Here is a 26402-nt window from a genome sequence, read left to right as displayed (position 1 = left end):
GGCGGCCCGGCAGTACGACCGAGGGAGAGACTTGCGCACGCGTCACGTATTCCACGCCGTCGACTCGCACACCGAGGGCATGCCCACCCGCGTGATCACCGGAGGGATCGGCACCGTCCCCGGCGCCACCATGGCCGAGCGACGCGACCACTTCATGGCGCACCGCGACGCGGTACGCACCCTGCTGATGTACGAGCCGCGCGGTCACGCCGCCATGAGCGGGGCCGTCCTCCAGCCGCCGACCCGCCCCGACGCCGACTTCGGTGTCCTGTTCATGGAGGTCTCCGGCTGTCTGCCGATGTGCGGACACGGCACGATCGGGGTGGCCACCGTGCTGGTCGAGACCGGCATGGTGGAGGTCACGGAACCGGTCACCACCGTACGGCTGGACACCCCGGCCGGACTGGTCTCCGTCGACGTCCACGTCGAGGACGGCGCCGCCACCTCCGTCACCCTGACCAACGTCCCCGCCTTCTCCGCCGGGCTGGGACTCACGGCGAAGGTCCCCGGCCTCGGCACCGTCACCTACGACCTGGCGTACGGCGGAAACTTCTACGCCATGGTCCAACTGGCCGACCTCGGGCTCCCGTTCGACCGTTCGCGCAAGGACGAGCTGCTGGAGGCGGGGCTCGCCCTGATGGACGCGGTCAACGAGACGGACCGCCCGGTCCATCCGCTCGACCCCGGCATCAACGGGCTCAAACACGTCCAGCTGATCGCACCCGGCTCCGACGCCGTCCACTCCCGGCACGCGATGGCCATCCACCCCGGCTGGTTCGACCGGTCACCGTGCGGCACCGGGACCTCCGCACGGATGGCCCAGCTCCACGCGCGGGGCGAACTCCCGCTGGACACGGACTTCGTGAACGAGTCCTTCATCGGCACCACGTTCACCGGCCGGCTGGTCGCGGAGACCACCGTCGGCACGCTGCCCGCAGTCGTCCCCACGGTCACGGGCCGCGCCTGGATCACCGGAACCGCGCAGTACTTCCTGGACCCCTCCGACCCGTTCCCCGAAGGGTTTCTGCTGTGAGCCGTTGAACAGAAACCGCCCCGCTCGGCCCCGGCCCGGGGGCGGACCGGGGCGGCTTTCGTTCAGGCGATGCCGAACTCGGCTGAGGGTGCCCCCCGCAGGCGGTGCCATGACAACGTCACATTGTATTCTGGGTCTCCGCACGGTGCTGGAGGACAGACATGGCCCGCCTCACGTCGCTCAATGCGATCTCGGCGCAGGAACATCTGCGCGACCAGGTGGCGCACGCGCTGCGGGCGGCGCTGATCGCGGGTGAGCTGAGGCCGGGCACGATCTACTCGGCTCCCGCGCTCGCCTCCGAGTTCGGCGTCTCGGCGACGCCCGTCCGCGAGGCGATGCTCGATCTGGCCCGGGAGGGTCTCGTCGAGGCCGTCCGCAACAAGGGCTTCCGGATCACCGAACTGACCGACCAGGATCTCGACGACTTCACCGAACTCCGGGCGATGATCGAGGTTCCCACCATCGGCAGGATCGCGCGGATGGGGCTGACGGTGGAGCTGGAGGCGCTGCGCCCCGTCGCGAAGGAGATCGTCGAGGCCGCGCGACGGCAGGACATCCTGGGCTATCTGGAGGCGGACCGCCGCTTCCACCTCGCCCTGCTCGGGCTGGCCGGGAACCGCCGGCTGGTGGAGGAGGTCGGTGAACTGCGTAAGCGCTCCCGCCTGTACGGGCTCAACAGGCTGTCGGAGTCCGGCCAGTTGACGGCCTCCGCGGAGGAGCACGTACAGCTGCTGGATCTGGTCATCGCCGGGGACGCCCCTGGCGCCGAGGCCTGCATGCTCGCCCATATGTCCCATGTCCGGTCCCTGTGGGCCGACGGCACGAAGGCCTGACACCGCCGAGCTCACCCGGCTCCCCGACGAGCGCCTGACCCGGATGCGGTACCCCGTCCGGGTCCGCCGTCATGCCCGGACCCGGATGCGACGGTCGCTCACAAGTCGTCTTGGAAGACCGGAAGTTGGCGTACGCACGAATTCGGTCCCAACCGCTTCCTAAGGACATGTGACATGTGCCATTGTACAGGCGGTCGCGATTGAGGTCGTGTTCATGCCAGACGGTTAGCCCTGTCCGGCCTTCCCCCCGACCCCGACCGCGCACCATCCCCCACGGCCGCGCAACGTCGCGCGGCCACCACCCGCTGGGAGGCGGCACGTGAAGAACCGAACGGTTCGTCAGAGATTCACCGGACTATCCACCGTGGCGCTGGCGGCCTGCCTGGGCGTCGGCATGCTCGCGGCGCCGAGCCGGGCCGCAGAGGTCCGTCCCTCCACCGCGGCGACCGCGAGCGCGAAGGCCGCCGCGCAGAAGGCCGCGGACCCGGCCGCGCCGGATCCGGGCGGCCCCACCGCCCAGGCCCTCACCGCGCCCGTCCAGGACGCCGGTCACATAGCCGACAAGGCCCTCAAGCCCGCCGACAGACCGCCCACGACCGCTTCCAAGGACGCGCTGCGGCGCGACTACGACGCCCCGGACGCCTCCGCGCCGAGCCACCCCGCCCCCTCGATGAAGACGAAGGCCCGCGCCGCCGCCAGGTCGGCAGGCACCGGCGCGGCCGCCGCCTGCTCCGTCGCGGACTTCACCAGCCGCACCGGCAGCGCCCTGGTGCAACAGATCAAGTCATCGACGACCGACTGCGTCAACACCCTGTTCAACCTCAAGGGCAACGACGGCTACCTCGCGTTCCGCGAGGCCCAGATGGTCAGCGTCGCCGACGCGATGCGCGACGGATCGGCCGCCTACCCCGGGAACAGCAGCACCGGCATGCCGCAGCTGGTCCTCTTCCTGCGGGCCGGCTACTACGTCCAGTACTACGACCCCGACACCGTCGGCAGCTACGGCGCCCCGCTGCGCACCGCCATCCAGGGCGCGCTGGACGGCTTCTTCGCCTCCTCGCACGCCGGTGATGTCACGGACGCCAACGGCGAGACCCTGTCGGAAGCCGTCATCCTCATCGACAGCGCGGAGCAGAACGCCCGCTACCTGTACGTCGTCAAGCGGCTGCTCACCGACTACAACTCCTCGTACGACAGCTCCTGGTACATGCTCAACGCGGTCAACGGCGTCTACACCGTGACCTTCCGCGGCCACCAGGTGCCCGAGTTCGTCAGCGCGGTGGAGGCCGACCCGAGCCTGCTCGACTCGCTCGCCGGCTTCGCCCGTGACCATCTGAACCTGCTCGGCACGGACAAGTCGTATCTGACCTCCAACGCCGGTCGCGAGCTGGCGCGCTTCCTCCAGGAGGAGTCGCTGCGGCCCAAGGCCCGCCCGCTGGTCACCGATCTGCTCGGCCGCACCGCGATGACCGGCACCACCGCGCCGCTCTGGGTCGGGCTGGCGGAGATGACCGACTACTACGACGCGGCCAACTGTTCCGTCTACGGCACCTGCGACCTGTCGGCACGCCTCAAGAGCGCCGTCCTCCCGGTCAACTACACGTGCAGCGACAGCATTCGCATCCTGGCCCAGCAGATGTCCTCGGACGATCTCGCGACCGCCTGCACCAGCCTGCGCAACCAGGACGCCTACTTCCACGACGTGGTGCGCGACAAGGGACCCGTCGCCAACGACCGGAACAGCACGATCGAGGTGGTCGTCTTCGATTCGAGCGCCGACTACCAGACGTACGCCGGGGCCATCTACGGAATCTCCACCGACAACGGCGGCATGTACCTCGAAGGCGACCCGGCCGCGGCAGGCAACCAGCCGAGGTTCATCGCCTACGAGGCCGAGTGGGTCCGGCCCGAGTTCCAGATCTGGAACCTCAACCACGAGTACACGCACTACCTCGACGGCCGGTTCGACATGGCCGGTGACTTCGAGGCGGGCATCACGACGCCGACCATCTGGTGGGTCGAGGGCTTCGCGGAGTACATCTCCTACAGCTACCGCGACGTCACCTACGACGACGCCATCACCCAGGCCGCGGCACACACCTACACCCTGCGCACCCTGTTCGACTCGACGTACGAGAACGCCGACCAGACCCGCGTCTACAACTGGGGCTATCTGGCCGTCCGTTACATGCTCCAGTCGCACCGCGCCGACGTGGACAAGCTGCTGGGCCTCTACCGTGCGGGCGACTGGAACGGCGCCCGCACCCTGCTCACCTCCACCATCGGCAGCAGCTACGACGCCGACTGGAACAGCTGGCTGACGTCCTGCGCGGCCGGCAGCTGCGGCACCACCACCAACCCGCCCACAGAGCCGGGCACCGAGTGCGCCGCCGCCGACAGCCGTGAACTCGGCCAGAACTGCGTCCGCAGCGGTCAGCAGGCCACCAAGGGCAACTACTCCTACCACTACATCTACGTGCCCGCCGGTACCGCCCGGCTGACGATCACCACGAGCGGTGGCACCGGGGACGCCGACCTCTACTACAACGCCGGTGGCTGGGCCACCACGGACGCCTACACCAGCCGGGCGACCGGCAGCGGCAACGCCCACACCCTGACCGTCGACCATCCGGCCGAGGGCGCCCACTACATCAGCCTGTACGCCGTGCAGGACTTCGGCGGAGTGAAGGTCTCCACGCAGTACTGACCGGTCTTCGCCCGGTACCGAGCGGTCTTCGCGCGGTGCCGGGCCGGACGAAGTGATCCGCGCCGCAGGTGGGGGGCTGCGGCGCGGATCCGGGCGGGAGATGGCTCAGCAGGTGAAGTCGACCAGGTCGAACGTCGCGTAGTGGTCGGAGGTGTAGTAGTCCTCCTGAGTCTCCTCACCAGTGACGATCCGGCGCGCTCCACGGGTGGGAGAGCCCGGGGTGACCACGGTGTACTCGTGGTAGTACCCGGTGCTCTGGCCGGGCAGGACGCCTTCGCGGTTCTGGAAGACGACACCGTCCTGGTCGTACGGGAACGGGCCACCCGCGTCGATGAGATCGAGGGTGTCGTGCGCCTGGGAGGGAAGGGCGGAGTAGCAGATGTCGCCGACCGAGGCAGGAGCCGCGGTGGCGCTCGCCGCGACAGGGCCGCCGACGAAGAGGACGGACAGGAGGGCGGCGACGCCGCCGAGCGTGGTGATCCGTGGGGGGATTCGCATACCCACCATGATGACGCGCGTAGATGCTGTCCCGTCAACGCCAACTACGGTGAATTTTTCGGAAGTTAACCTGAACGGTGGAAGATCCACCCCGCGACCCCGGGTCCCCCGGACTCTGTGGTTCCGCACTCATTGACGTCCGGGAAAGCGTGACGGCCCGTGGGCGGGGCATGCATTGCGTGAAGCGCATTCGACGCATTCGACGAGAAGGGGGCGATTCACTGTGCGGGCGGGGGAGACGATGGAGCGTCAGGAACTGGGCCGGCTGCATCGCAGACTGTGCAGCGCCGATCTGGCAGCGGTATCCGAAGTGCGGTGTGCCGTACGGGAATTACTGAGGTACCGCTGGAAGGAGGAGCCCGCGCAGGTGGCCGAGCTGCTGCTCAGTGAACTGGTGACCAACGCGCTGGTCCACACGGACGAGGGCGCGGTCGTCGCCGTCAGCGTCGCGCCGCGGAAACTTCGGGTGGAGGTGAGGGACTTCGTACCGGGGATGCCCGTGTCGCACGTACCGAACGCCGACGACGGTACGCACGGCAGGGGGCTGATCCTGGTGGAGAGCCTCGCGGACGCCTGGGGGATCAGTCCAAAAGCGCTCGGCAAAGTGGTCTGGTTCGAGCTGGACGGCGAACGGCCCTGACCATCGGTCGGATCGTCAGGGCCGTTCATCGCCGGCTGCGCCTGTCGGGCGACCCTCGCGGGATCAGCCGAACTGCTGCTCCAGGTCCTTCAGTTTCTGCTCCAGCGTATCGAGCCGGGGCAGGGCCTGGGTGTCGTCGTCCTCCGCTGTGAGGTCGACCGCTCTCGGATCAGTACTGCTCGGATCCGGGGCGTTCTTGGAGCTGGAGCCGGTGACGGCTTGCAGGGATGGCCGGGGTCGCAGGGGCAGCTGACCCGGCTCGGATATGGCGGGCTCCGCGACGGACTGCGCGGAGCCCGCCGAGGCGGTGATGGCCTGGACGTCCACCTGGGCGCTGCCCCGGCCCACCCGGCCCCAGGCCCGGTTCTGCCGGTTCAGGGCCTTGATCTGGGCCCGGTCCAGCTTCTCCTGGTCCTTTCTGCGGAGACGGTTCTGCTCTTTCTCCCTGCGGTCCTCACGTACCTCGTCGACCGCCTCGTCCAGGGTGCGTACGCCTTCCAGGAGCATCAGCGACCAGGCGCCGAAGGTCTCCCGAGGCGCGCGCAGCCAGCGCACGATCCGGATCTGCGGCAGCGGGCGGGGCACCAGGCCCTGCTCGCGCAGCGCGGCGACCCGGGTCTGCTTCAGCGCCCGGTCGAAGAGCACGGCCGCCGAGAGCGACATCCCGGCGAAGAAGTGGGGGGCACCCGCGTGGTCCAGGCCGCGCGGTGCGTGCACCCAGTTGAACCAGGCGGCAGCGCCCGCGAAGGTCCACACCAGCAGCCGGGAGCCGAGCGCCGCGTCGCCGTGGCTGGCCTCCCGTACGGCGAGCACGGAGCAGAACATCGCGGCCCCGTCGAGCCCGAAGGGCACCAGGTACTCCCAGCCCCCGGCGAGGCCGAGGTTCTGCCGGCCGAAGCCTACGAGCCCGTGGAAGGAGAGCGCGGCGGCGACCGCCGCGCAGCAGAACAGCAGAACGTACGAAGCCGTGGCGTAGAGCGCTTCCTTGCGTCTGCGGCGGTCCTCGCTGCGTTCCCAGGTGTCATCGGCCGCGGATGTCTCGGCGGCGCGCTTGCCGCGTGCGACCACCGCCACCGCCACCGCCGCCATGACCCCCGCGAGCAGCACGGCGCCCGGAAGCAGCCAGTCGAGCGATATGTCGGTCAGTCTCATGCGCGGTCCCTTGCGTCACGTAGGGCGTTTCGGGCGCCATCGTGGCGGAGATTCCCTCAAGTCCAGGCGGTTTCGGGGCAAGTGAACGCCAATGGGGTGGCTGAGCCGGTGGATTTCCGCGATCTGGTCGAACGCCCCTCAGCGGAAGGGCAGTTGTGTTCGATTCACGTCACCCCTGCGGGGGGTGTGGATCAGGGGGCGGGTGTCAGCTTCCGGACCCGGTCGGCATCACAGGTGCGCGGGCAGGTGACGCAGGTGTCCTCGGGGCGCAGCGTGTAGAAGAGGCAGCAGCTCGCCCGGTCCCGGGTGGGCAGTGACTCGCCGTCCGGACCGGTCAGTTCGCGGAAGCCCGCCGTGCCGACATACGGCTTCGTGGTGCCTGGCAGGAGGGCCTCCAGCTCGGCCATCGCACGCCGTTCCTCGCCCAGGAGATGGGCGATGTACCAGAGGCCCTCGACGACCTCATCGGTCGCCATGCCCCACAGGGCCCGCTTCCCGCGCCGCATCCTCGGTCCGAACCCGTCGAGCACCGGCCCGAGGTGTTCGGCGACAGAGGCGAGGACCTCGGCGCGCAGCGCGGCCTCGTCCGCCACCACCCGGGCGCCCGGCAGCGCCGCCGCCGGATCGTCGGGCAGGCAGGCGAACTCCCGTACCCGGAGGGTCAGATGGCCCGAGGCCCGCTGGAAGGCGACGTCCTCGACGGGGATCCTCGGCACCCGTCGGTCCAGGAACCACGGCACCGTCACCAGCAGACAGGCGGGCCAGGCGTAGCGGTGAAGTCCGAAGCTGGCGACCACGTCGGGCCTGGCCTGCTGTCCGTAGTCCCGCAGGACCTGCGCGTTGTCCCAGGCGAGGAAGGTGTCCAGCGCGGCGCCACCGGCCGCCAGCTCGTGCGCGCCGACCCAGCCGACGCCGTCCGGGGCGGACTCGCCGTCCGCGAGCACCTCGGCGCGGAGTCCCGGGAAGACCTCGGCCAGACGCGCGTACGCCCCGGTCACGGCCGAGGACGCCGCCGCGGGGGCGGCGGCGGGGAGCGGGGCGGAGAGCAGGGCGGGGAGGGGCATGCGCGGACCACCGTATCGCGATCGTTTAGAGGTAAGCCTTACCTTACCCGACTTGATCGATGTTTGAACTGCGGCCTCCTCCGCCTATCGTGCACAAGGGACACGGCACCGGCGAGCTGTGCCCGCAGGCCGGAGGAGGCAGCCGTGGAGCAGGGCAGAGGGTGCGAGGAGGTGCGGCCGCCGTACGCGTCCGTCGCGTCCGTGTCCGCCTACTCGTCTGCCCGGGTCCCCGAACAGGCCCGCGGTGAGCACACCCACGGCGAGCCGCCCCCGCCCCGGTCCGCGGTGCGGCGGCACTCCGTGCGCGGCCAGATCCTGGACGCCCTGCGCGCCGCCCTCGTCGACGGCGAGCTGATCCCCGGGCAGGTCTACTCCGCCCCGGCCCTCGGCGCCCGCTTCGGGGTCTCCGCGACCCCGGTACGCGAGGCGATGCAGCAGCTGGCCGGCGAAGGGGCCGTAGAGGTGGTGCCGAACCGGGGCTTCCGGGTCGCCGAGCGCGGCCCGCGCGAGCTGGCCGAACTGGCGGAGGTACGGGCACTGATCGAGGTCCCCGTCATGCTGCGGCTCGCCCGCAGCGTGCCGCCGGCGGGCTGGTGCGCCCTGCGCCCGCTGGCCGACGCCACCGTGGCGGCGGCGGCCGTCGGCGACCGCGCCAGCTACGCGGAGGCCGACCGGGCCTTCCACGGAGCGGTGCTCGCCCTCTCGGGCAACGCCCAGCTCGTCGCGGTGGCCGACGAGCTGCACCGCCGCTCCCAGTGGCCCCTGGAGACCAACCCGCCCGCCCGCCGCGCAGACCTGCTGGCGGACGCCTCCGAGCACACCGCGCTCCTGGACGCGCTGATCGCCCAGGACGTGGTGGTCGTGCAGTCGCTGGTGCGCGAACACTTCGCCGGCGCGGACCGCTGAACTCCGCGCGTCCGGACCCCTGCCGCGGCCCCGGACAGCTGTGGGTACTCTGTGCGCCTATCGCATGATCGTTTTTCCGGGGGGCGGGCATGACGCGGAACCGAGGGGCGTGGCCCGCGTCCGCGCCACTGATGCTGGGACTGCTGCTGGCGGTCGCGGGCTGCTCCGAGTCCGGAGGGTCCGACGGAGCGCCTCCCGCGACGCCGTCGGCGAGCGCGAGCCCCGCCCGTACACCCGCGGACCCCGTGGCGTCCTCGCGGGCTCCCTCCGTCACCCCGTCCGCCACCGCGGCCTCCCCGGCCCCGGCCACCGCCTCCGTGGCGCCGACGAAGAAGCCCGTGCCGCCGACGAAGAAGCCCGTGCCGCCGGCGAAGAAGCCCGCGCCGCCGACGCGGAAACCCGTCCTGCCGACGCGGAAACCCGTGCCGCCGAAATCTCCGTACGTGCCGCCCCCGAGCGACGGCGGGCAGAACGGGAAGCCCGCCGCCTCTGTGCCGCAGAATCCGAACCGCGGGGCTAATCCGCCGCCGGCTCCGCCGCGTCCGACGCCGGCCCCCGAGTGGAGCGATGCGGGCTGGAAGCCCGGCGACCCGGTCGAGGACCGCACCTGACGGCCCTCGGCCGGACCGTGCTCAGTTCGCCTCCGCGGTCTCCGGTCCCGGCGGGTCGATGTGCGGGGCGAGCCAGGTCGGTACGCCGCCGAGGAGCCGGAAGAGCCTGCCGGCCTCCGCGCGCAGCCGGGTCGCCGCCTCCGGTTCCGGTTCGGCGTCCGCCATGGCGATGAGCGCCGGGGCCGTACCGACCAGGTAGCCGAGCTCCTCCCTTATGCGCAGGGACTCCGCGAAGCCGTGCCTGGCCTCGGCCAGTTCCCCCTCGCGCAGGGCGATCAGGGCGAGATGGCGCCAGGTCGAGGAGAGGAGCAGTTCGTCGCCCTGAGCGGTGGCACCGGCATGGGCCCTGCGGTAGGCGGCGCGCGCGGCCTGCGGCGAATCGGCGATGTTCTGCGCGATCAGGCCCCGCCGGAAGTCCAGCAGCGGGCGGCCAGGGGCGGCCGGGGACAGCAGCGCCGCGGCCCGGCTCAGCGCCACCCGGGCCTCGTCGGCCCGGTCCCGGACGCCGAGCAGCGTGGAGGCGTACGCGAGGTGTCCGCGCTCGCAGGCGGCGGCCCCGCGCTCCGCGTCGTTGTGGGCCAGGGCCTCCGCGGTGCGCAGCGCGTCCTCGGCCTCGGTCCAGCCCTGTCCGGCGTACAGGCACCGTTCGGTCAGCAGGGCCGTCCGCTGGAGCGCGGCGGCCGGATCGGTGGCGGCGTCGTGTTCGAGCAGCGCCGCGGCGTCCGTCCAGCAGGCGCGTGAGCGCAACCGCCATACGGCTGTCTGGAGCGGCGGATCGTCATCTGCTGTCGTTCCGGAACCAGACATGGCGGTATACGCCACATTGCCCTCCCCGAGCGCACCATTGAGCTGTGGAGAACGTCCGGCCATCGGGGCGGCGTCGCCCGCCCGTCCTACGGCCGGATGCTCTGAGTCTGGCCGCATCACAGCACGGAAAGGCACGCCGGGCCAAGAGGTCGTGGCAATGTCAGGTGAAACTTTTCACAATCGACGGAAGCCGCAGGAAGCCCCCGAGGAGCGCGGGGGCCCCGGGGAATCAGCTCATACGCAGGGCGAGGAAGAAATCGAGCTTGTCCTCCAGGCGTGAGAGATCACGCCCCGTCAACTGCTCGATTCGCCCGATCCGGTAGCGCAGCGTGTTGACGTGCAGATGCAGCCGCGCCGCGCAGCGGGTCCACGAACCGTCGCAGTCCAGGAAGGACTCCAGGGTCGGGATCAGCTCGGCGCGGTGCCGCCGGTCGTAGTCCCGCAACGGGTCGAGCAGCCGTGCGGTGAACGCGCGGCGCACATCGTCCGGGACGAACGGCAGCAGCAGCACGTGCGAAGCCAGCTCGTGGTGGCCGGCCGCGCAGACCCGCCCCGGACGGGCCGCCGCCACCCGGCGGGCGTGCCTGGCCTCCTCCAGCGCGCCGCGCAGCCCCTCGGGCGAGTGCACGGAGGCGCTGACGCCCAGGGTCAGCCGGCCGTCGTCGGCCAGCCCGGCGGTGAGCGGTGCGCGGACGGCGGCGAGCAGGACGTCGGCGTGCAGCGCGGGGTCCTCCCCGGAGCGCTCGGGCTCGGGGGAGTCGGCGGAGGCGTCGTCCGCGTCGGCCGTGTCGCCCGCGTCCGGCAGCGCGACGGCGGGCAGCGGCACCAGTGCGACGGCCTCGTCGCCGGAGTGCGCGACCGCGATCCGGTCCGCGGAGTCGGGCCCGGTCACGGCCGGGTCGACGAGGATCTCCTCCAGCAGGGCCTGGGCGACCGGGCCGCCCGCCACACCGGACCCGGCGGAACCGGGCGCGCCCTGCTCGTCCCAGTCGACCCGGGCCACCACCACCTGCCAGTGCGGCGCGGAGCCGAGGCCGGGCAGCAGGACCGGAGCGGCCACCCGCAGCCTGGCCGCGATCTCGGCGGGCGGGGCACCGGCCTGGACCAGTTCGAGGACCTCCTGGGCGAGCCTGCGGCGCACCGTGCGCGCCGCGTCCCGCCGGTCCCGCTCGACGGCGATCAGCTGGGTGACGCCCTGGAGCAGATCGAGCCGGGCGGCCGGCCAGTCGCTCGCGTCGGCCTCGACAGCGAGCAGCCAGTCGGAGAGCACCGTTTCGCGCACATCGCGGGAGGCCGGTCCGGTACCCCGGCCGTTGTTCCGGATCGGGAAGAGCGAATACGCCACCCCGCCGATCGCGGCCCGGTAGGGGGCGCGGCGGCCGGTGCGGACCGCGGCCAGATGGAAGCCGGCCAGCTCCGCCGCGGCCGGGGCGGGGAGCGGCGCGCCGGCCCCCGCGATCTGCCGGCCGGTGGGCGAGAGTACCCAGGCCTGGAGGTCGAGGTCGGAGCCGAGCAGGTCGAGGACCACCTCCGGGCCGCCGCCCGCGGGTCCCGAGGTCATCAGCCGGCGGTGCCGGTCGACGACCGCCGCCAGGTCCCCGGCGCGCTCGCCGGACACCTGGCGGACCACGTACTCGGTGATCGTTGCGAACGCGACGGTCTCGTTGACGGCGAAGAGCGGCAGCCGGTGCCGCCGGCACGCCTCGACCAGATCGTCCGGGATGTCGCCGAGCTCCGCCTCGCCCGCCGCGAGCCCGGCGACACCGGCGCCCGCCAGGATCCGTACGAAGGGTTCGGAGTCCGCCGGGCCCCGGCGCCAGGCCAGCCCCGTCAGTACCAGCTCGCCACCTGTCAGGTAGCGGCTGGGGTCCCGCAGGTCGGTGGTCATCACGCCCCGGACCGAACGGTCCAGCTCGTCGTCGCCGCCGAGCAGCCGCAGGCCCAGCGCGTCGGTGTCCAGCAGTGCGCGCAGCCGCATCTCGTCGCCGCCGATCTCATTCGTTGGTGCGGGTGAAAACTGGGTGTTGCGGTGAGGTCACAGAGACCCGTCATTCGTTCGAATCTACAAGACGAGGACGAGGACCAGCCAACTCCTTCATGGTTTCGGTGACTGCACCAGGTGGAGCAGGGCTTGTGTACTGGGCCACACACCGCGTTAACAAGACATGAACAAGTCGAGGGCCGGCCGTCCCCAGCCCCCAGCGAACGACCGATTGAGAAGAAGAGAGCCACTCATGGACTTCCTTCGCCCCGCCAGCTGGGAGGAGGCGCTCGCCGCCAAGGCCGAGCACCCCACGGCTGTGCCCATCGCGGGCGGCACCGATGTGATGGTCGAGATCAACTTCGACCACCGGCGGCCCGAGTACCTCCTGGACCTGAACCGCATCGGTGAGCTGTCCGAGTGGGAGGTGGGCCAGGAGAGCGTACGGCTCGGTGCCTCGGTCCCGTACAGCGCCATCATGGAGCACCTGCGGGCCGAGCTGCCGGGACTGGCGCTCGCCTCGCACACCGTCGCCTCGCCGCAGATCCGCAACCGCGGCGGCGTCGGCGGCAACCTGGGCACCGCCTCGCCCGCCGGGGACGCGCACCCGGCGCTGCTCGCCGCGGGCGCCGAGGTGGAGGCCGAGTCCGTACGCGGCACCCGGCTGATCCCCATCGACGCCTTCTACACGGGCGTCAAGCGCAACGCACTCGAACCGGACGAGCTGATCCGGGCCGTGCACATCAAGAAGGCCGACGGGCCCCAGCAGTACTCCAAGGTCGGCACCCGCAACGCGATGGTCATCGCCGTCTGCGCCTTCGGCCTGGCCCTGCACCCCGAGACCCGCACGGTCCGCACGGGCATCGGCTCCGCCGCCCCGACACCCGTACGGGCCAAGGAGGCCGAGGAATTCCTGAACGCCGCCCTCGACGAGGGCGGGTTCTGGGAGAGCCGCACGATCATCACGCCGTCCGTCGCCAAGCAGTTCGCCACGCTCGCCGCGGCCGCCTGCAACCCGATCGACGACGTGCGCGGCACCGCGAGCTATCGCAGGCACGCGGTCGGGATCATGGCCCGCCGGACCCTCGGCTGGACCTGGGAGTCGTACCGCGGCAACGGCCGCGGCACCGAAGGAGCTGCCTGATCATGCGCGTCAATTTCACGGTCAACGGCCGCAGGCACGAGGCCGACGACGTCTGGGAGGGCGAGTCCCTCCTCTACGTGCTGCGTGAGCGGATGGGCCTGCCCGGTTCCAAGAACGCCTGCGAGCAGGGCGAGTGCGGTTCCTGCACCGTCCGCCTCGACGGGGTCCCGGTCTGCTCCTGTCTGGTCGCCGCCGGCCAGGTCGAGGGCCGCGAGGTCGTCACCGTAGAAGGCCTCGCCGACTTCGCCGCCCACCGCTCCGAGGCCCACCCCGGCACCGGCTGCGCCTCGGGCGCCTGCGGCACCACGGTCGACCAGGCACAGCGCTGGAAGGCCAAGCCGACCGGCGAGGAGACCCGGGACACCGGGGAGCTCTCACCGATCCAGCAGGCGTTCATCGACGCCGGGGCCGTCCAGTGCGGCTTCTGCACCCCCGGTCTACTGGTCGCCGCCGACGAACTGCTGGAGCGCACCCCGGAGCCCTCCGACGCGGACATCCGCGAGGCGCTCTCCGGCAACCTCTGCCGCTGCACCGGCTACGAGAAGATCCTCGACGCGGTCCGCCTGGCGGCCGCCCGCGCGGAAGAGACGGTCTAGCCATGGGCGTTACAGGTTCCCCCACCAACATCAACCAGGGCACCCGGACCAAGGGCGGCATCGGCGAGTCCACGCTGCGCCCCGACGGGATCCTGAAGGTCACCGGCGAGTTCGCGTACTCCTCCGACATGTGGCACGAGGACATGCTCTGGGGCCACACCCTGCGCTCCACCGTCGCGCACGCCGAGATCGTCTCGATCGACATCTCGGAGGCGCTCGCCACCTCCGGCGTCTACTCCGTGCTCACCTACGACGACCTGCCGACCGAGGTGAAGAACTACGGTCTGGAGATCCAGGACACCCCCGTCCTCGCCCACGGCCGGGTCCGCCACCACGGTGAGCCCGTCGCGCTCGTCGCCGCCGACCACCCGGAGACGGCCCGCCGCGCCGCCGCCAAGATCAAGATCGACTACCGCGAGCTGCCCGTCATCACCGACGAGGCCTCCGCGACCGCCGAGGGCGCGCCGCTCCTCCACGAGGGCCGCGACGACCACCACATCGGGCACGTACCGCACCCCAACATCGTCCACCGCCAGCCGATCGTCCGCGGCGACGCGGAGGCGGCCAAGGCGCGGGCCGACGTGATCGTCACCGGCGACTACTACTTCGGCATGCAGGACCAGGCGTTCCTGGGCCCCGAGTCCGGTCTCGCCGTGCCGTCGGAGGACGGCGGCGTCGACCTGTACGTGGCCACCCAGTGGCTGCACTCCGACCTCCGCCAGATCGCCCCCGTCCTCGGCCTGCCGGAGGACAAGGTCCGCATGACGCTCTCCGGCGTCGGCGGCGCCTTCGGCGGCCGCGAGGACCTGTCGATGCAGATCCACGCCTGCCTGCTGGCGCTGCGCACCGGCAAGCCCGTGAAGATCGTCTACAACCGCTTCGAGTCCTTCTTCGGGCACGTCCACCGCCACCCGGCCCGGCTCCACTACGAGCACGGCGCCACCCGCGACGGCAAGCTCACCCACATGAAGTGCCGCATCGTGCTGGACGGCGGCGCCTACGCCTCCGCCTCCCCGGCCGTCGTCGGCAACGCCTCCTCGCTGGCCGTCGGCCCGTACGTCATCGAGGACGTCGACATCGAGGCGATCGCGCTCTACACCAACAACCCGCCCTGCGGCGCGATGCGCGGCTTCGGAGCCGTCCAGGCCTGCTTCGCCTACGAGGCGCAGATGGACAAGGTCGCCGCCGAACTCGGCATGGACCCCGTCGAGTTCAGGCAGCTCAACGCCATGGAGCAGGGCACCCTGCTGCCGACCGGCCAGGTCGTCGACTCGCCCGCCCCGGTCGCCGAACTGCTGCGCCGGGTCAAGGCCAGGCCGCTGCCGCCGGAGCGCCAGTGGGAGAGCGCGGGCGAGCAGCCCGACGTACGCGCACTGCCCGGCGGACTCTCCAACACCACCCACGGCGAAGGCGTCGTTCGCGGTGTCGGCTACGCGGTCGGGCTGAAGAACGTCGGCTTCTCCGAGGGCTTCGACGACTACTCCACCGCCCGGGTGCGCATGGAGGTCATCGGCGGCGAACCCGTCGCGACCGTGCACACCGCCATGGCGGAGGTCGGTCAGGGCGGTGTCACCGTGCACGCCCAGATCGCCCGTACCGAACTCGGCGTCTCCCAGGTCACCATCCACCCGGCCGACACCCGCGTCGGCTCGGCCGGCTCCACCTCCGCGTCCCGGCAGACGTACGTCACGGGCGGCGCCGTGAAGAACTCCTGCGAGGCCGTCCGGGAACAGGTCCTGGAGATCGGCCGCCGCAAGTTCGGCACGTACCACCCCGCCTGGGCCACCGCCGAACTCCTGCTGGAGGGCGGCAAGGTCGTCACCGACGGCGGCGAGGTGCTGGCCGATCTGGCCGACGTGCTGGAGGGCGAGACGGTCGACGTGGAGCTGGAGTGGCGCCACCGCCCCACCGAGGCCTTCGACCTGCACACCGGACAGGGCAACGGCCACGTCCAGTACTCCTTCGCCGCGCACCGCGCCGTAGTCGAGGTCGACACCGAGCTCGGCCTGGTCAAGGTCATCGAACTGGCCTGCGCCCAGGACGTCGGCAAGGCGCTCAACCCGCTCTCCGTCCTCGGACAGATCCAGGGCGGCACCCTCCAGGGCATGGGCATCGCCGTCATGGAGGAGATCATCGTCGACCCGAAGACCGCGAAGGTGCGCAACCCCTCCTTCACGGACTACCTCCTGCCCACCATCCTCGACACCCCGACCATCCCGGTCGATGTGCTCGAACTCGCCGACGACCACGCCCCGTACGGGCTCCGTGGCATCGGTGAGGCCCCCACCCTGTCGTCCACTCCGGCCGTCCTCTCGGCGATCCGGAACGCGACGGGACTGGAGCTCAACCGGACGCCGGTACGCCCCGAGCACCTCACCGGCAGCTGACCCCGGCTCCTCCACAGCTCTCCGGGCGGTGCGCGCCTCCAGGGAACGTCACACTTCCTCCGCCCGCACCGCCCGGAGACCCCAAGCTCCGCACCGCTCGCGGCTCTTGACCGGAACCACCGCAACACAGCAGTACCCGTACATCCACTCTGCATGAACAGTTCGTCTCGGGCCGTCCCCCGGGTCGTGCCGCCCGCGCAGTCATCCCAAATCCCGCATCTTGAATCTCCATCGCGGGTGCCCCTGTGAACCTTGGGAGTCAGGCATCATGACCCAGCAGTCAGTGGAGCCCACGACCACCGCGGAGGAAGCGGGCCCCGGCTCGCGCGTCCCCGCCGGCAGATCATGGCTCGACCGGTACTTTCACATATCCGAGCGCGGATCGACCGTCGCACGCGAAGTGCGCGGCGGTGTCACGACCTTCATGGCCATGGCGTACATCCTGCTGCTCAATCCACTCATCCTCGGCGGCAAGGATGTGGACGGCAATATCCTCAGCCAGCCGGGACTGATCACCGCGACCGCGCTGGCGGCGGCGGCGACCACCCTGCTGATGGGGTTCGTCGGCAAGGTTCCCCTCGCGCTCGCCGCGGGGCTCAGCGTCTCCGGCGTCCTGTCCTCGCAGGTCGCCCCCGAAATGTCCTGGCCGCAGGCCATGGGCATGTGCGTGATGTACGGCCTGGTGATCTGCCTCCTGGTGGTCACCGGTCTGCGTGAGCTGATCATGAACGCGATCCCGCTCGCGCTGAAGCACGGCATCACCATGGGAATCGGCCTGTTCATCGCGCTCATCGGCCTCTACAAGGCCGGATTCGTGGGCAAGGGCACCGGCACCCCGGTGACCCTCGGCCCGGCCGGTGAACTCGCCGGCTGGCCCGTCCTCATCTTCGCGGTGACGCTGCTGCTCATCTTCATGCTCCAGGCCCGCAACATCCCCGGCGCGATCCTCATCGGCATTGTCGTCGGCACCGTGGTCGCCATCGTGATCAACAAGCTCGCCGACGTCGACCCGAAGATCTGGAGCAGCGGCCCGCCCGAGCTCAAGGGCTCCGCGGTCTCCAACCCGGACTTCTCGCTCTTCGGCGACGTCCAGTTCGGCGGCTGGGGCGACGTCGGAGCGATGACCGTCGGCTTCATCGTCTTCACCCTCGTGCTGGCCGGCTTCTTCGACGCGATGGCCACCATCATCGGTGTCGGTACGGAGGCGAAGCTGGCCGACGACAAGGGCCGCATGCCCGGCCTGTCCAAGGCGCTGTTCATCGACGGCGCGGGCGGTGCGATCGGCGGCGTCGCCGGCGGCTCCGGGCAGACGGTCTTCGTGGAGTCCGCGACCGGCGTCGGGGAAGGTGCCCGTACCGGGCTCGCCTCCGTCGTCACCGGCCTCTTCTTCGCGGCCTGTCTCTTCTTCACCCCGCTCACGGCGATCGTGCCGGCCGAGGTGGCCTCCGCCGCCCTGGTCGTGATCGGCGCCATGATGATGCAGAACGCCCGCCACGTGGACTGGAGCGACCGCGCCGTCGCCATCCCGGTCTTCCTGACCGTGGTCCTGATGCCGTTCACGTACACCATCACCACCGGTGTGGCGGCGGGTGTCATCTCCTGGGTCGCCATCAAGGTCGCCCAGGGCCGGGCCCGCGAGGTCGGGGCCTTCATGTGGGGGCTGACGGTGATCTTCATCGTCTACTTCGCGCTCCATCCGCTCGAAAGCTGGCTGGGCGTCAGCTGACGCCCACCCTTCACACATCCGTCAAGGAGACCGAGATGCTGGACATCGCCGAGGAGCTCGACCGGTGGGCCGGGCAGGGACGTGAGTTCGCGGTGGCCACCGTGGTGGCCGTCGGGGGCAGCGCGCCCAGGCAGCCGGGCGCCGCACTGGCCGTCGACCGCGACGGCACGGCGATCGGCTCGGTCTCCGGCGGATGTGTGGAGGGCGCGGTGTACGAACTGTGCCAACAGGCCCTCGAAGACGGCATCACCGTCCGGGAGCGGTTCGGCTACAGCGACGAGGACGCCTTCGCGGTCGGTCTGACCTGCGGCGGCATCATCGACATCCTGGTGACACCGGTCCGGGCGGACGACCCGGCCCGGCCGGTGTACACCGCCGCGCTCGCCACGGCCGCCCGGGGGGAGGCGGCCGCGGTGGCCCGGGTCACGGACGGGCCCGCCGAACTCCTCGGCCGGCCCCTGCTGGTCCGGCCGGACGGCGCCCACGAGGGCGGGCTCGGGGGACACCCGGAGCTCGACCGCACCGTCGCGGCCGAGGCCCGCGCGATGCTGGACGCGGGCCGCACCGGCTCCGTCACCCTCGGCGCCGACGGCTCGCTCTGCGGGCAGCCCCTCACCCTGCTCGTCGAGTCCAGCGTCCCGCCGCCCCGGATGATCGTGTTCGGGGCCATAGACTTCGCCGCCGCGCTCGTGCGGGCCGGGAAGTTCCTCGGCTACCACGTCACGGTGTGCGACGCCCGCCCCGTCTTCGCCACGAAGGCCCGATTCCCGGAAGCGGACGAGCTGGTCATCGAATGGCCGCACCGCTATCTGGCCGGGACCGCCGTCGACGCCCGTACCGTCCTGTGCGTCCTCACCCATGACGCCAAGTTCGATATCCCGCTGCTCCAGGCCGCGTTGAGGATGCCCGCCGCCTATGTCGGCGCGATGGGCTCGCGCCGCACCCATCTGGAGCGCAACGAGCGGCTGCGCGAGGCCGGGGTCACCGAACTCGAACTGGCCCGGCTGCGCTCGCCGATCGGCCTCGACCTGGGCGCCCGGACGCCCGAGGAGACCGCCCTGTCGATCGCGGCCGAGATCGTCGCGGACCGGCGCGGCGGCACCGGCGTCCCGCTGACCGGCGCGCACACCCCGATCCACCACAACGCGACCGCGCCGCCCGCCGGGCGGATGGCATCAGTGGCCTGAACCGGCCCTCGCGGGCGCGCGTGCCGACCGGCGGGTTGCCGCCACGGCACATTCACGCCAGAGGTGAACCTCACCACAGCCTCTGATTTACCTTTAGATCAGCTGCATGACATTCACCCCCTCCACCGTCCCGGGTCGGGCGAGACCCGCTCGCGCGGGGCGCAGAGCCCTCCTCATAGCGACCTCCGTCGCCCTGGTGAGCGGCGCGCTGCTCCCCGCCACGGGCGCCGCCGCCGCGGCCACCGGCCAGTCCCCGTCCACCGGCCACCCGGCCGCCCCGGTCAAGCGGTACGACATCACCCTGCTCACCGGTGACGTCGTGCACTACACCGACGGCGTCGGCAAGCAGGACACCGTCACCGTGGACCGCCCCGACGGTGTGGCGGGCGGCGTGCATGTCCAGCAGGCGGGCGACGACATCTACGTCCTGCCCGACGAGGCGTCGGCCCTGATCGCCGCCGGCAAGCTGGACCGCAGGCTCTTCAACGTCACCACGCTGGCGAAGATGGGCTACGACGACGCGAAGTCCGGCTCCATCCCGCTCATCGCCACCTACCCGGCGAGCAAGGCCCGTTCGCTGCCCGCCGCACCCCGGGGCAGCAGGACGGAGCGCCGGCTGGACAGCATCCACGGAGCGGCGCTGAAGGCGGCCAAGGCCACCACCCGCGCCTTCTGGGACGACATCGCCACCACGCCCGAGGCCCGTTCGCTGGACAACGGCATCGCCAAGCTGTGGCTCGACGGCCGGGTCGAGGCCGCGCTGAAGGACTCCGTCCCGCAGGTCAACGCCCCGCAGGCATGGGCCGCCGGCTATGACGGCAAGGGCTCCAAGGTCGCCGTCCTGGACACCGGGATCGACGCCGACCACCCGGACGTCAAGGACCGCGTCCTGGAGTCGAAGAGCTTCGTGCCCGGCGAGGAGGTGGACGACAAGAACGGCCACGGCACGCACGTCGCCTCCACCATCGCGGGCTCCGGCGCCGCCTCCGACGGCCTCAACAAGGGCGTCGCGCCCGGCGCGGACCTGATCGTCGGCAAGGTGCTGAGCAACGAGGGTTCCGGCGCGGACTCCGGGATCATCGAGGCGATGGAGTGGGCCAAGGCGGAGGGCGCCGACGTCGTCTCCATGAGCCTGGGCTCCAGCGTTCCGGACGACGGCTCCGACCCGATGTCGCAGGCCGTCGACTCCCTCTCGGCCGACGGCGGTCCGCTCTTCGTGATCGCGGCGGGCAACGCCTACGGCGCGGGCACCATCGGCTCGCCGGGCTCCGCGGACAAGGCGCTCACCATCGCCGCCGTCGACAAGCAGGACAACCGCGCGGACTTCTCCTCCATGGGCCCGCTGACCCGCAGCTACGGCCTGAAGCCCGACCTGTCCGCGCCCGGCGTCGACATCAACGCCGCCGCCTCCCAGTCGGTCCCGGGCATCGAGGGCATGTACCAGTCGATGTCCGGTACGTCGATGGCGACGCCCCATGTCGCGGGTGCCGCCGCCATCGTGAAGGAGCGTCACCCCGACTGGTCGGGACAGCGCATCAAGGACGCGCTGATGACCTCGTCGAAGGAGCTGCCGGACTACACCCCGTACGAGCAGGGCACCGGCCGGCTCGACGTGAAGGCCGCCATCGACACGACGATCGAGGCCACCGGCTCCGTCGCGGTCGCGTCCTACGCCTGGCCGCACTCCGACTCGGACCCGGTCGCCGAGCGCACCATCATCTACCGCAACACCGGGAAGACGGACGTCACGCTGGACCTGGCGACCGACACGGACGTTGACGCCTACACGCTCTCGGCGAAGCAGCTGACCGTCCCGGCGGGTTCGACCGCGCAGGCCGTCCTCTCGCTCGACCCGAAGAAGGTCGCGAACAACACCACCTTCTCCGGACAGGTCGTCGCGAAGGACGCCTCGGGCGCCACCGTCGCGCACACCGGCTTCGCGCTCAACAAGGAGCAGGAGCTCTACGACCTGACGCTGGAACTGCGCGACCGCGCGGGCAAGCAGATGGACGGCGTCGTCGTCCTCGCCGCACTCGGCGACCCGACCCTGACCCCCGTCCAGGTCCCGGGGACGACCACACTGCGGCTGCCGCCGGGCAACTACACCGCCTGGGCCGCCGCGGACGTCAAGGGCGACACCGCCGACTCGCGGGCCCTGGCCTTCCTGGCGGCCCCCGAGATCATTCTCGACAAGCCGAAGACCGTCTCCCTCGACGCCTCCAAGGCCCACAAGGTCAGCGTGAAGACGCCGAAGGAGACCGAGAACCGCCAGCTGCGCTACGACATGGCGCGCACCGCACCCGACGGCACCGTCCAGCGCGACGCCTACCAGATCCCGCTGATGTACGACCAGCTGTGGGCGAGCCCGACCAAGAAGGTCACCAAGGGCAGCTTCTCCTTCCTGACCCGCTGGCGGCAGGGCGAGAAGCTCATCGACCTGACGGCCGACGGCCGTGACGTGCCGGTGACCGTGCAGGGCGGATCGCCCATCGCGGAGGACAGCGACAAGAAGCTCGGCAGCGTCTTCGCGGGCAACGGCTCAGCCGCCGACTACCGGGGCGTCAACGCCAGGGGCAAGGCCGTCGTGATCCGCGCCGACGCCTCCGTGCCGCCCGCCGACCGGCTCGCGGCCGCCGTCGCCGCCGGGGCCAAGGCGCTCTTCGTCGTCAACCAGGGCGACGGCGTGCTCCTGGAGGCGTACACCGACTACGGCACCACGGCCGCCATCCCGGTCGCATCCGTTCAGCGCCTGGCCGGTGAGGGACTGATCAAGGCCGCCCAGCGCGGCAAGAAGGTCACCGTCGAGCAGCGCAGGTTCGCGCGCTACGTGTACGACCTGGTCGACCGCCACGACGGCACCGTCCCGGACCGCTCGCTGGCCTACGCCCCGTCGGCCCGTCAGCTGGCGAAGGTGGAGAACACCTTCTACGGCAACCGCGACGTCGTCGGCGGCGGCTTCCGCTACGACATCCCGGACTACGGCCCCGGCATCGGCTTCGCCGAGTACGAGAAGTTCCCCGGCACCCGCACCGAGTGGGTCACCCCGCTGCCCGGCGACTCGTTCTGGTACGAGGACCACTCGGTCTTCAACGACGAGGGCACGGACACCGCGCTGGAGGAGCGCAGCGGCAACCTGGACTACCGGGCCGGCCGCAGCTACCAGGACTCGTGGTTCGCGCCGGTCAGCCACCCGAGGCTGGGCACCGGCTACTGGGGCCCGTTCCGCTCCTCGTACAACGACATCCAGTTCAACATCACGCCGTGGACGGACTCCGGCGCGGGCCACTCCGGCTCGATGCCCGACAAGGAGTACGACAGCGGCACCATCGCCTTCTTCCAGGGCGACACCCAGCTCAGCAAGTCGGCCGGGCGGGCGGGCTACGCCTGGGACCTCTCACCGGAGAAGCTCCCGTACCGGCTGGCGCTCGACGCCTCGCGCGACCCGGAGGTCTGGAAGACCTCGGTCCGCACGCACACCGAGTGGAACTTCCTCTCGGGCGCGCTCGACCCGTCCGGGCCGTCGCAGGCCGACATCCCGCTGCTCCAGCTGGACTACGACGTCAAGACCGACCTGGCCGGTGACGTGAAGGCCGGAAAGCAGACCGAGATCGGTCTCTCGTCCACCACGCAGGAGTGGCTGGACGGTGCCGTGAAGGCGACGAAGGCCTCGCTGTCGGTCAGCTACGACGACGGGAAGACCTGGAGCGCGGTGCAGCTGAAGAAGGACTCGGCCGGTTCCTGGACCGCCCGGTTCAAGACCCCCAAGAAGGGCGCCGCCGCGGTTTCGCTCAAGGCGCACGCCGAGGCCGGCGGCGGGCTCGCCGTGGACCAGGAGATCATCCGGGCCTTCGGTCTGAAGTGACCTGCTGAGCTCCTCTCTTGAGGCGGCCGCACACCCTCGGCGGAGGGTGCGCGGCCGCCTTTCTCATGGCCCGATGATGACCAAAATTTGTCTGCTTTGCCCGTATATAGTGGGTCATGATGCAAGAAAGGGACTTTTTGCGGTGCGGTGTGAGTTGCCACGGCGCCACCCCGAGGCTTATAAGAGGGACGTGGCCAAGGCGATTCCGGGAATTCCGGGGACTGCCGCCATGGAGGTTTCCCATGTTTCTCACTCCGTCCGACACGGAGAAATTGCTGCTGAGCGTCGCCGGAATGGTCGCTCGCGACCGCCGGGAGCGCGGCGTCCGTCTGAACTACCCCGAGGCCGTCGCCCTGCTCGCCTGCTGGGCGATGGAACGCGCCAGGGAAGGGGCCCGCGTCGCCGACCTCATGACCCTGGGCCGGTCCGTGCTCACCCGCGCTGACGTGCTCGAAGGCGTCCCCGAGATGCTGCACGACGTCCAGGTCGAGGCGACCTTCCCGGACGGGCGCAAGCTCGTCACGATCACCTCACCGATCCCGTGATCCCCGGCGAGATCCGCACCGGGCCCGGCGTGGTCCACCTGAATTCGGAACGCCGCACATTGCGGCTCACGGTGGTCAACGACGGAGACCGCCCCATTCAGATCGGATCGCATTTCCATTTCTTCGACGTGAATCCCGCACTTTCCTTCGACCGGCCGCAGACCGAGGGATTCCGGCTCGATATTCCGTCCGGCACCTCACTGCGCTTCGAGCCGGGCGTCGGCGCGGAGATCACCCTCGTCGAACTCGGCGGACGCGCGACGGTGCCCGGCATCGTCGTCCGCACCGCGCCGCTGTCCAAGGGCGCGCAGCACACCGCGACGGAAGGCGTGTGACATGGCACAACTGACCCGCGCCGCCTACGCGGCGTTCTACGGACCCACCACCGGCGACCGCATCAGGCTCGCCGACACCGACCTCTGGATCGAGGTCGAGGAGGACCGCTGCTTCGGCGGCGACGAGGCGGTCTTCGGCGGCGGCAAGTCCATCCGCGAATCGATGGGCCAGGCCACCACCCCACGCGCAGACGGCGCCCTCGACCTCGTCATCACCAACGTCGTGGTCCTGGACCACTGGGGCATCGTCAAGACGGACATCGGCATCCGGGCCGGCCGCATCGTCGCCCTCGGCCGCTCCGGCAACCCCGACACCGGCGACGGCGTCCACCCCGATCTGGTGATCGGCCCCGGCACCGACGTCGTCTCCGGCGAGGGCCGCGTCCTGACCGCCGGAGCCGTCGACACCCACGTCCACTTCCTGATGCCGGAGACCCTCCACGAGGCCCTGGCCACCGGCACCACCACCGTCATCGGCGGCGGCACCGGAGCCACCGAGGGATCCAAGGCCACCACGGTCACCCCCGGCGCCTGGAACCTCGCGATGATGCACCGGTCCCTGGACCGCGTCCCCCTCAACATCATGCTGTTCGGGAAGGGCTCCACCGTCGGCGAGGAGGCCCTGCGCGAGGCCGCCCTCGGCGGCGCCGGCGGCTACAAGGTCCACGAGGACTGGGGCGCCACCCCCGCCGCCATCGACGCCGCGCTCAAGGCCGCCGACGCCTACGGCCTCCAGGTCGCCCTGCACGGCGACAGCCTCAACGAGGCCGGCTTCGTCGAGGGGACACTCGACGCCATCGCCGGACGCGGTATCCACGTCTTCCACGCCGAGGGCGCGGGCGGCGGCCACGCGCCCGACATCATCACCGTCGCCTCGCACCCCAACATCCTCCCGGCGTCCACCAACCCGACGCTCCCGCACACCGTCAACACCGTCGACGAACACCTCGACATGCTGATGGTCTGCCACCACCTCAACCCGCGCGTCCCCGAGGACCTCGCCTTCGCGGAATCCCGCATCAGGGCGAGCACCATCGCGGCCGAGGACATCCTGCACGACATCGGCGCCCTCTCCATCACCTCCTCCGACGCCCAGGCCATGGGCCGCATCGGTGAGGTCATCTGCCGCACCTGGCAGGTCGCCCACGTGATGAAGCAGCGCTTCGGCGACCGGGGCAGCGCACTGCCCGCCGACAACGAACGGGCCCGCCGCTACGTCGCCAAGTACACGATCTGCCCGGCCGTCGCCCACGGCATCGACCACGTCATCGGCTCCGTCGAACCCGGCAAACTGGCCGACCTGGTCCTCTGGGACCCCGCGTTCTTCGGCATCCGCCCCGCCGCCGTGATCAAGGGCGGCATGGTGGTGTACGCCCCGCTGGGCGACGCCAACGCCGCGATCCCCACCACCCAGCCCGTGCTGCTGCGCCCCACCGCCGCCGCCGGGGCCGCCCCGCACCTCTCGGTCACCTTCGTCGCCCCGGCCGCCCTGGCCGACGGCCTCGCCGAACGCCTCGGCCTGGAGCGCGAACTCGTCGCCGTGCGCCCCACCCGCCACCTCACCAAGGCGGATCTGCCGAACAACACCGCGCTCCCGGACATCCAGGTGGACCCGGAGACCTTCGCCATCCACATCGACGGCGAGCTCGTCGAACCGTCACCCGCCACCGAACTGCCGCTGGCCCAGCGGTACTCCATGTTCTGATGGGCGCACTGGCACCCCTGCTGCTGGGCGACGGACGGCTCCCGGTCGGCGCGTACACCTACAGCGCCGGGCTCGAACCCGCCGTCGCCGCGGGCCTCACCCGCGACCGTGTCCCCGCACTGCTGAAGGCCCGGCTGCACACCACCGCCCGCACCGAGGCGGCCGCGGCCGTCCTCGCCCTGCGGGCCGCGCTGCGCGACCCGGTCGACTACGGCCCCGTGCAGCGGGCGCTGGCGGCACGCACCCCGGCCGCCCCGCAGCGCGAGACCTCCGCGACGCTCGGCCGGGGCGTGCACCGGCTCGCCCGGCGGCTCGCCCCCGGCCATCCGGCGGTCACCGCACTGACCGCGATGCGCCCCCGCCCGCTGCGGCCGGTCGCACTCGGCGCCCTCGGAGCCGTGCTGGACGTCTCAGAGGAGGAGCTGGCGCACGCCGTCGTCTACGACGAGCTCCAGACCGTCGCGTCCGCCGCGCTGAAACTCCTGCCCGGCGACCCGCTCGACTCGGTCGCCTGGATCCTCGCCGCGGAACCCGACGCGGCCGCCGCGGCGGCCGCGGCCCTCGCCGTACGGACCCCCGACCAACTGCCCGCCCGCACCGCCGCGCTCACCGAACAGTGGGCGCTCGAACACGCACGACGCGAACGGAGACTCTTCCTTGCCTGAGAACGAGACCACCACCGG

At 71.2% G+C, this 26402-nt stretch carries 21 protein-coding genes; 16 read left to right on the top strand and 5 right to left on the bottom strand.

The window, feature by feature from the left end; genetic code table 11:
- The first annotated feature begins 31 nt into the window (after window positions 1–31).
- The 3 genes from ACFVQ0_RS05815 to ACFVQ0_RS05805 all read left to right on the top strand — a co-directional run bounded on the left by ACFVQ0_RS05815 (window position 32) and on the right by ACFVQ0_RS05805 (window position 4573).
- Window positions 32–1033: a proline racemase family protein gene (locus tag ACFVQ0_RS05815; protein ID WP_390084902.1), complete on the top strand. Its 1002-nt coding sequence runs from the start codon at window positions 32–34 to the stop codon at window positions 1031–1033.
- Between the two features lie 161 nt (window positions 1034–1194).
- Complete coding sequence (locus tag ACFVQ0_RS05810; RefSeq protein WP_390084900.1) at window positions 1195–1866, top strand: GntR family transcriptional regulator; 672 nt, start codon at window positions 1195–1197, stop codon at window positions 1864–1866.
- 319 nt (window positions 1867–2185) lie between these two features.
- Window positions 2186–4573, top strand: coding sequence for a M9 family metallopeptidase (locus ACFVQ0_RS05805; protein ID WP_390084898.1), 2388 nt, complete (start codon window positions 2186–2188; stop codon window positions 4571–4573).
- Between the two features lie 105 nt (window positions 4574–4678).
- Here ACFVQ0_RS05805 and ACFVQ0_RS05800 read toward each other — a convergent pair whose 3' ends face one another.
- Window positions 4679–5071: a ribonuclease domain-containing protein gene (locus tag ACFVQ0_RS05800; RefSeq protein WP_390084897.1), complete on the bottom strand. Its 393-nt coding sequence runs from the start codon at window positions 5069–5071 to the stop codon at window positions 4679–4681.
- A gap of 277 nt (window positions 5072–5348) precedes the next feature.
- Here ACFVQ0_RS05800 and ACFVQ0_RS05795 point away from each other — a divergent pair, with 277 nt between their 5' ends.
- Window positions 5349–5711: an ATP-binding protein gene (locus ACFVQ0_RS05795; RefSeq protein ID WP_107421755.1), complete on the top strand. Its 363-nt coding sequence runs from the start codon at window positions 5349–5351 to the stop codon at window positions 5709–5711.
- 63 nt (window positions 5712–5774) lie between these two features.
- On the opposite strand, the gene ACFVQ0_RS05790 is transcribed toward ACFVQ0_RS05795, so the two are convergent.
- Both ACFVQ0_RS05790 and ACFVQ0_RS05785 read right to left on the bottom strand, forming a co-directional pair.
- Window positions 5775–6863 (bottom strand): DUF2637 domain-containing protein, encoded by a 1089-nt coding sequence (locus ACFVQ0_RS05790; RefSeq protein WP_390084895.1) that lies wholly within the window; start codon window positions 6861–6863, stop codon window positions 5775–5777.
- A gap of 191 nt (window positions 6864–7054) precedes the next feature.
- Entirely contained in the window at window positions 7055–7927 is an 873-nt protein-coding gene (locus tag ACFVQ0_RS05785; protein WP_390084893.1) for a (2Fe-2S)-binding protein, read from the bottom strand.
- Between the two features lie 144 nt (window positions 7928–8071).
- Between ACFVQ0_RS05785 and ACFVQ0_RS05780 the strand changes: the two genes are divergently transcribed.
- A complete protein-coding gene (locus ACFVQ0_RS05780; RefSeq protein ID WP_390084891.1) occupies window positions 8072–8833 on the top strand; it encodes a GntR family transcriptional regulator in 762 nt (253 codons plus the stop codon).
- A gap of 89 nt (window positions 8834–8922) precedes the next feature.
- Window positions 8923–9444, top strand: a complete 522-nt coding sequence (locus ACFVQ0_RS05775) for a hypothetical protein (protein WP_390084889.1) — start codon at window positions 8923–8925, stop codon at window positions 9442–9444.
- Window positions 9445–9465: 21 nt separating this feature from the next.
- On the opposite strand, the gene ACFVQ0_RS05770 is transcribed toward ACFVQ0_RS05775, so the two are convergent.
- Window positions 9466–10251 carry a hypothetical protein gene (locus ACFVQ0_RS05770; RefSeq protein ID WP_390084887.1) on the bottom strand — a complete coding sequence of 262 codons (786 nt, stop codon included), beginning with the start codon at window positions 10249–10251 and terminating at the stop codon, window positions 9466–9468.
- A 229-nt stretch (window positions 10252–10480) separates the two neighbouring features.
- Window positions 10481–12229 carry a PucR family transcriptional regulator gene (locus ACFVQ0_RS05765; RefSeq protein ID WP_390084885.1) on the bottom strand — a complete coding sequence of 583 codons (1749 nt, stop codon included), beginning with the start codon at window positions 12227–12229 and terminating at the stop codon, window positions 10481–10483.
- Between the two features lie 256 nt (window positions 12230–12485).
- On the opposite strand from ACFVQ0_RS05765, the gene ACFVQ0_RS05760 reads away from it, so the two are divergent.
- From ACFVQ0_RS05760 to ACFVQ0_RS05715, 10 genes are all read left to right on the top strand, one after another.
- Window positions 12486–13376: an FAD binding domain-containing protein gene (locus ACFVQ0_RS05760; protein ID WP_390084883.1), complete on the top strand. Its 891-nt coding sequence runs from the start codon at window positions 12486–12488 to the stop codon at window positions 13374–13376.
- 2 nt (window positions 13377–13378) lie between these two features.
- On the top strand, window positions 13379–13972 hold the full coding sequence (locus ACFVQ0_RS05755; protein WP_326656953.1) for a (2Fe-2S)-binding protein: 594 nt from the start codon (window positions 13379–13381) through the stop codon (window positions 13970–13972).
- A 2-nt stretch (window positions 13973–13974) separates the two neighbouring features.
- Window positions 13975–16359: a xanthine dehydrogenase family protein molybdopterin-binding subunit gene (locus tag ACFVQ0_RS05750; RefSeq protein WP_390084881.1), complete on the top strand. Its 2385-nt coding sequence runs from the start codon at window positions 13975–13977 to the stop codon at window positions 16357–16359.
- Window positions 16360–16627: 268 nt separating this feature from the next.
- A complete protein-coding gene (locus ACFVQ0_RS05745) occupies window positions 16628–18085 on the top strand; it encodes an NCS2 family permease (RefSeq protein WP_073735025.1) in 1458 nt (485 codons plus the stop codon).
- 35 nt (window positions 18086–18120) lie between these two features.
- Entirely contained in the window at window positions 18121–19272 is a 1152-nt protein-coding gene (locus tag ACFVQ0_RS05740) for an XdhC family protein (protein ID WP_390084879.1), read from the top strand.
- Between the two features lie 106 nt (window positions 19273–19378).
- Entirely contained in the window at window positions 19379–23134 is a 3756-nt protein-coding gene (locus ACFVQ0_RS05735) for a S8 family serine peptidase (protein ID WP_390084877.1), read from the top strand.
- Between the two features lie 242 nt (window positions 23135–23376).
- Window positions 23377–23679: an urease subunit gamma gene (locus ACFVQ0_RS05730; protein ID WP_390084876.1), complete on the top strand. Its 303-nt coding sequence runs from the start codon at window positions 23377–23379 to the stop codon at window positions 23677–23679.
- Window positions 23676–24014 carry an urease subunit beta gene (locus ACFVQ0_RS05725; RefSeq protein WP_390084874.1) on the top strand — a complete coding sequence of 113 codons (339 nt, stop codon included), beginning with the start codon at window positions 23676–23678 and terminating at the stop codon, window positions 24012–24014. Before ACFVQ0_RS05730 ends, ACFVQ0_RS05725 begins: the two co-directional genes overlap by 4 nt.
- A 1-nt stretch (window position 24015) precedes the next feature.
- Window positions 24016–25719 (top strand): urease subunit alpha, encoded by a 1704-nt coding sequence (locus ACFVQ0_RS05720; protein WP_390084872.1) that lies wholly within the window; start codon window positions 24016–24018, stop codon window positions 25717–25719.
- Window positions 25719–26384: an urease accessory protein UreF gene (locus ACFVQ0_RS05715; RefSeq protein ID WP_390084870.1), complete on the top strand. Its 666-nt coding sequence runs from the start codon at window positions 25719–25721 to the stop codon at window positions 26382–26384. Before ACFVQ0_RS05720 ends, ACFVQ0_RS05715 begins: the two co-directional genes overlap by 1 nt.
- Window positions 26385–26402 lie beyond the last annotated feature (18 nt).

The sequence above is a fragment of the Streptomyces sp. NPDC057900 genome (assembly GCF_042887885.1).
In the GTDB taxonomy this organism is placed as follows: Bacteria; Actinomycetota; Actinomycetes; order Streptomycetales; family Streptomycetaceae; genus Streptomyces.
The sequence above is the reverse complement of the archived record's forward strand: the minus strand, read 5'-3'. Positions and strand labels throughout refer to the sequence as shown.